At 38.0% G+C, this 6,753-nt stretch carries 2 protein-coding genes and 1 rRNA gene; all 3 read left to right on the forward strand.

Going from position 1 to position 6,753, the window contains the following annotated elements:
- Positions 1 to 131 precede the first annotated feature (131 nt).
- On the forward strand, positions 132 to 2,141 hold the full coding sequence (locus ABW637_RS07585; RefSeq protein WP_367584050.1) for a putative porin: 2,010 nt from the start codon (positions 132 to 134) through the stop codon (positions 2,139 to 2,141).
- Between the two features lie 180 nt (positions 2,142 to 2,321).
- Positions 2,322 to 4,619, forward strand: a complete 2,298-nt coding sequence (locus ABW637_RS07590; protein ID WP_367584051.1) for an FdhF/YdeP family oxidoreductase — start codon at positions 2,322 to 2,324, stop codon at positions 4,617 to 4,619.
- A gap of 525 nt (positions 4,620 to 5,144) precedes the next feature.
- A 16S ribosomal RNA gene (locus ABW637_RS07595) occupies positions 5,145 to 6,666 on the forward strand.
- Positions 6,667 to 6,753: the final 87 nt, after the last annotated feature.

Below are 6,753 nucleotides of genomic sequence, written 5' to 3' on the forward strand. Positions count from 1 at the left end.
GAATATACGGTATGAAGATAATTTCAAAAAACTATTTTTTAAAATTGATAAAGAAAGTATTTTAAACAAACAATGAGGGGGTATTTGCTTTCATTAAAAAAAGTATATTTTTGCCACAGTTTTGTATGCTAATGAGAAAAAACTTAATATTTATAATTGCACTTCTATTTGTTTCTGTGATTTTTGCCCAGGATAGGAATCAAAAAGAAATCAAACAGGGTTCTGCTTTGAGTGGAGAAAGTGATCAAAAATCTAAAAAATCTTTAAGAGAAATAGCTGCAGAGGCTAAGAAAGATAAAGAAAGCAAGCCGCCGGTTACAGCATATAAGATCATTAATATAAAAAATGATACAACATATCTCGATACAACATTAACCATACAAAAAGACTATAAATTTAATTATCTGCGAAGAGATGATTTCGAGTTACTACCGATTCATAATGTAGGACAAACCTATACTAGTTTAGTAAAACGAGAGGAAGGTAATCACCTATTGCCTCTTTTTGGAGCAAGGGCAAGGCATTTTAATTTCATCGAGGCCGAAGATGTTAATTATTATCATGTTCCTACACCACTTACCGAGCTTTATTTTAAGACTACCTTCGAGCAAGGGCAACAGCTAGATGCTTTTTTTACGGCAAATACCTCTCCTAGAATCAACCTTTCTATTGCATATAAGGGAGTGCGCTCATTAGGTAAATATCAACATGCATTAACAAGCACGGGTAATTTTAGAGCAACACTTAGTTATTTTACTAAAAATGAACGCTATAAAATGAGATCGCATTTTGTGTCGCAAGACCTACTTAATGAAGAAAATGGAGGTTTGTCTACAGAAGGGATCGACCAGTATCTAGGAAGTGGACAGTTTATTGCAGATGAAGATGAGTTTGTAGATCGAGGTGCAATATCAGTCAATTTCGAAAATGCAGAAAGTACACTTCTGGGCAAAAGATTTTACTTAGATCATCAATTTGAATTACTTCAGAAAACAGATAGTAGCAATACTGGGTTATCTATAGGTCATAGTATGGATCTTACCGATAAGAGATTTAAGTATGATCAGGCAGCGATTGCACCCAATAACCTTTTGGGTGAAGCTTATGTTTCAGGGGCGATTGCAGATAATGTAGCTCTCGAAGATTTTAGTAATCAAGTGTATCTTGATTTTACAAATACATGGTTAGGGCATTTAAAAATTATTGGAGGGAGCTCTAATTATAACTACGGATATAATACAATATTAACTCAGGTTAATGATGCTGGTATTTCAACCAATATAACCAATCGTATTAAAGGTGATGTGTATTCTGTAGGAGGTGAATATCAAAATAAGTATAAAGGGTTTTCATTATTTGCCGATGGAATGGCTTTAGTTTCAGGAGATTTTACAGGAAATTATTTTAATGCCGGAGCGGGATATAATTTGCTTAATAAATATGAGGCCCAAGTGACAATAAGTGCTAATTCTGTAGCGCCTAATTATAATTTTCTGTTGTATCAGAGTGATTATATAAATTACAATTGGGAAAATAACCTATCTAATATAGAGACTCAGAAAATTCAATTTAATTTCAAGGCGAAAAAAATTGCCGAACTAGAAGCTAGTTACTCTATTATTGATAATTACACCTTTTTTCAGAAAGATGCCGATGGGGTTATTGCACCCTCTCAATTTGGACAAAGTATTGATTTGTTACAAGTAAAACTTACTCAAGGGGTAAAATTTTGGAAATTAGGACTCGATAATACCATAATGTATCAAAATGCAGAAGGAGGGGATCTAGTATATAATGTACCTGAGATTGTGACAAGAAATAGCCTGTACTTTCAGGATCATTTTTTCAAAAAAAATGCACTTTTCATGCAAGCCGGTGTTACATTTAAATATTTTACGGCATATACTGCAGATTCGTATGATCCGGTTTTATCAGAGTTTTATGTGCAAAACGATCAAGAAATAGGTGGGTTTCCGCAATTTGATATTTTCTTTAATGCTAAAGTAAAACAAACACGTATTTTTTTCAAGGTAGAAAATTTTGGAGAAGCCTTTGACCAAAACAATGAGTTCTCTGCTCCAGGATATGCTACCCGAGATGCAGTGCTACGATTTGGTATAGTGTGGAACTTCTTTTTGTAGTTTTTTATGGGCACCCGGGCGGGCTATCCGTTTCAATTCCTCACAATTTCATAGATTTCTGAGCCAGTCCAAGGATCAGGTTGCGGGATTTTTACTGCTATCCCTGGTGCAATCCAATGAATGAAAATTCAACATTAAGACGTACCTTTGATAACCTTCAAGATTATATAGTAAATAATAATGAGTAGTATCAAAAAAAGGAATGTTTCTGTTTTAGGCCCTCAAGAATTTACCGGAATTAAACTAAAAGAACCGGCAGAGTATGCTGCGGGTATTCCGGCTGTAAAAGTAGCGTTGAAGCATGCGTTTAAAGAAATGGGAGTGGTGAAATCTGTACGCACCCTTTCTCAGATGAATCAAAAAGATGGATTCGACTGCCCCGGTTGTGCGTGGCCAGATCCTGATACACCATCAAAACTTGGTGAGTATTGTGAGAATGGAGTAAAAGCAATAGCCGAAGAAGCAACAAATTATAGGGTTGATAGAGATTTCTTTATCAAATATTCTGTAGAAGAGTTATCACATTGGTCCGACTATAAAATTGGAAAAAGCGGAAGATTAACAGAACCCATGATTTTAGAACCAGATAGTGTTCATTATAAGCCAATCACATGGGATGATGCATTCGCGTTAATTTCTGATGAATTGCATAAATTAAACTCACCTGATGAAGGAATATTTTATACTTCAGGTAGATCTAGTAATGAAGCGGCATTTTTATATGGGTTGTTCGTTAGGGCATTTGGTACTAATAATATGCCAGATTGCTCCAATATGTGTCATGAATCAAGTGGTGTAGCGTTAAATGAAACTCTCGGTATAGGAAAAGGTTCGGTCAGGCTAGAGGATTTTGATCAGGCAGAAGTGGTTATAGTCATGGGGCAAAACCCAGGAACCAATCATCCGAGAATGTTAACAGCATTACAAAAATGTAAAGAAAATGGGGGTAAAATTATAAGTATTAATCCCCTTGAAGAAGCAGGTTTAATCAGGTTTAAAAACCCCCAGGAAATAAAAGGAGTTTTGTCCTCAGGTACTTCACTAACAGATATACATCTTCAGGTAAAAATAAATCAAGACGTTTCTCTTTTAAAATTAATAATAAAGAAACTGGCTGCATTAGATAAAGAAAAGCATAATATTTTTGATCATGAATTTATTGCTACGTATACTAATGGTTACGAAGAATTACTCAAAGATGTAGAACAATATTCAGAAAAAGAATTGCTCAAACTCTCAGGGGTAGAAAAGGAAGTGATTGATAAAGCTGTTCAATTATTAGCCGATAAGGATAAGATTATTATTTGTTGGGCCATGGGGTTAACTCAACATAAAAATGGAGTCGAAAACATAAAAGAATGTGTAAACCTTTTGCTTCTTAAAGGTAGTCTGGGCAAACCTGGAGCTGGTACTTGTCCCGTTAGAGGACATAGTAATGTGCAAGGTGACCGAACAGTAGGGATCATGCATCATGTATCTCCAGCATTAAATACGTCTATAGAAAACACCTTTGGTTTTACTCCACCCGATAAAGAGGGGTTGGATACTGTACACGCAATACAAGCTATGCATGATAGAAAAGCTAAAGTATTTATTGCGTTAGGTGGGAACTTTTTATCAGCTGCATCAGATACAGAATATACCGCTAAAGCACTTCAGAATTGTGACTTAACGGTTAACATCAGTACCAAACTCAATAGGACTCATTTAGTAACAGGTAAAACAGCTTTGATTTTACCTACCCTCGGCCGTTCAGAATTGGATATAAAAGATGGTGAGCCAAGATTTTTTACGGTAGAAAACAGTATGGGTAAAGTACATCAGTCCAAAGGGCTGTTAAAGCCGGCTTCGGATTCCCTAAAAAGTGAACCGGAAATTGTGGGTGAGATTGCTGATAGATATTTTAAAGGTGATCATCCAGTGCAGTGGAAAAAACTGAGTCAAGATTATAATTTGATTAGAGAAAAAATCGAACTCGTTATAAAAGGATTTAATAATGTAAATAGTAGGTCTAATGGATCTGGATTTTACCTTCCTAATAATGTAAGAGATTTAGATTTTAGTAAGTTGCCCGGTCAAAGAGCGCAATTTAGTCTATGCGGTTTGCCTAATCATGATGTCAATAAAAATGAGTTTATATTAATGACTATTCGATCTCATGACCAATTTAATACAACTATATATGGTTTAGATGATCGGTATAGGGGGATTTATAATGAGCGAAGGGTAGTGTTGATGAATCAAATGGATATGGATAAACATCGTTTAAAAAAACTCGATGTCATTAATTTAGTAAGTCAATACAATACTATTGAAAGGAGGGCCTCTAATTTTTTAGTGATACCTTATAATATACCTCAGGGAAACTTAGCTTCTTACTTTCCAGAAACAAATGTTCTCGTTCCTTACAATCATTTTGCAGATAAAAGCAATACACCAATTAGTAAGTCAATTGTGGTTCAAATAGAGAAGGTGTAAATACAGAGTGCTTTTTCAATTTTTTTTTGTTGTGTAAAGTGTATGTTTTAAGGGTGTTGCAAAAAGATTAGAAAAAAGATTAGAAAAGGTGTTGTTGGATTAAAAAAGGGTTGTATGTTTGCACCCGCAAAAAGGGGGTTCTTTTTGCGATGTTCATTGAGAATTTAGGGCTTAGCTTACTCGGAAAAACTTTTTTTCAAAATAATTTTCAAAAAGTTTTGGTGGTTTAAAAAGGGGTTGTATATTTGCACCCGCTTTGAGAGATAAGCGACGTTCATAGGAGTATTAATTACGATGGTTTGGGAGTATTTTAGGATACTTTTTAGGGTTCGATTCCTTAGGTAATAGCAAGAGTAGGGAATACTATTAATAGTGGTTATTCTTTACTAAATAAAAGTTCATTGATATATTGATTGACAGCGCGTATTAAACTAGAGATAGTTTATACAAAGAATAAAGACTAGAGACATCATAGAGATACGATTATAATTCCGTTGTATTGTTTTGAATATTATTTAAAGACAAACGATGAAGAGTTTGATCCTGGCTCAGGATGAACGCTAGCGGCAGGCTTAACACATGCAAGTCGAGGGGTAACAGGAGTGCTTGCACTCGCTGACGACCGGCGCACGGGTGCGTAACGCGTATAGAACCTACCTTTTAGTGAGGGATAGCCCAGAGAAATTTGGATTAATACCTCATAGTATCTTAAGTGAGCATTCATTAGGGATTAAAGATTTATTGCTAAAAGATGGCTATGCGTTCTATTAGCTAGTTGGTATGGTAACGGCATACCAAGGCTACGATAGATAGGGGTCCTGAGAGGGAGATCCCCCACACTGGTACTGAGACACGGACCAGACTCCTACGGGAGGCAGCAGTGAGGAATATTGGACAATGGAGGCAACTCTGATCCAGCCATGCCGCGTGTAGGAAGACTGCCCTATGGGTTGTAAACTACTTTTATAGAGGAAGAAACCCCGGTATGTATACCGGTCTGACGGTACTCTACGAATAAGGATCGGCTAACTCCGTGCCAGCAGCCGCGGTAATACGGAGGATCCAAGCGTTATCCGGAATCATTGGGTTTAAAGGGTCCGTAGGCGGGTCAGTAAGTCAGTGGTGAAAGTTTTCGGCTCAACCGGAAAATTGCCATTGATACTGCTGGTCTTGAATTATTGTGAAGTGGTTAGAATATGTAGTGTAGCGGTGAAATGCATAGATATTACATAGAATACCGATTGCGAAGGCAGATCACTAACAATTAATTGACGCTAAGGGACGAAAGCGTGGGTAGCGAACAGGATTAGATACCCTGGTAGTCCACGCCGTAAACGATGGTTACTAGCTGTTTGGACTTCGGTCTGAGTGGCTAAGCGAAAGTGATAAGTAACCCACCTGGGGAGTACGTTCGCAAGAATGAAACTCAAAGGAATTGACGGGGGCCCGCACAAGCGGTGGAGCATGTGGTTTAATTCGATGATACGCGAGGAACCTTACCAGGGCTTAAATGTAGATTGACAGGTTTAGAGATAGACTTTCCTTCGGGCAATTTACAAGGTGCTGCATGGTTGTCGTCAGCTCGTGCCGTGAGGTGTCAGGTTAAGTCCTATAACGAGCGCAACCCCTGTTGTTAGTTGCCATCGAGTAATGTCGGGAACTCTAACAAGACTGCCGGTGCAAACCGTGAGGAAGGTGGGGATGACGTCAAATCATCACGGCCCTTACGTCCTGGGCCACACACGTGCTACAATGGTAGGTACAGAGAGCAGCCACTTGGTGACAAGGAGCGAATCTATAAAGCCTATCACAGTTCGGATCGGAGTCTGCAACTCGACTCCGTGAAGCTGGAATCGCTAGTAATCGGATATCAGCCATGATCCGGTGAATACGTTCCCGGGCCTTGTACACACCGCCCGTCAAGCCATGGAAGCTGGGAGTACCTGAAGTCCGTCACCGTAAGGAGCGGCCTAGGGTAAAACTGGTAACTGGGGCTAAGTCGTAACAAGGTAGCCGTACCGGAAGGTGCGGCTGGAACACCTCCTTTCTAGAGATTGCCTTTTAAGGCGTCACGAGATGATACGATGGAATGTATCTGTATAGTGTTTTTAGTCTTTTAGCTGTCGATTAATAA

This window comes from Aquimarina penaris, assembly GCF_040786285.1.
In the GTDB taxonomy this organism is placed as follows: domain Bacteria; phylum Bacteroidota; class Bacteroidia; order Flavobacteriales; family Flavobacteriaceae; genus Aquimarina.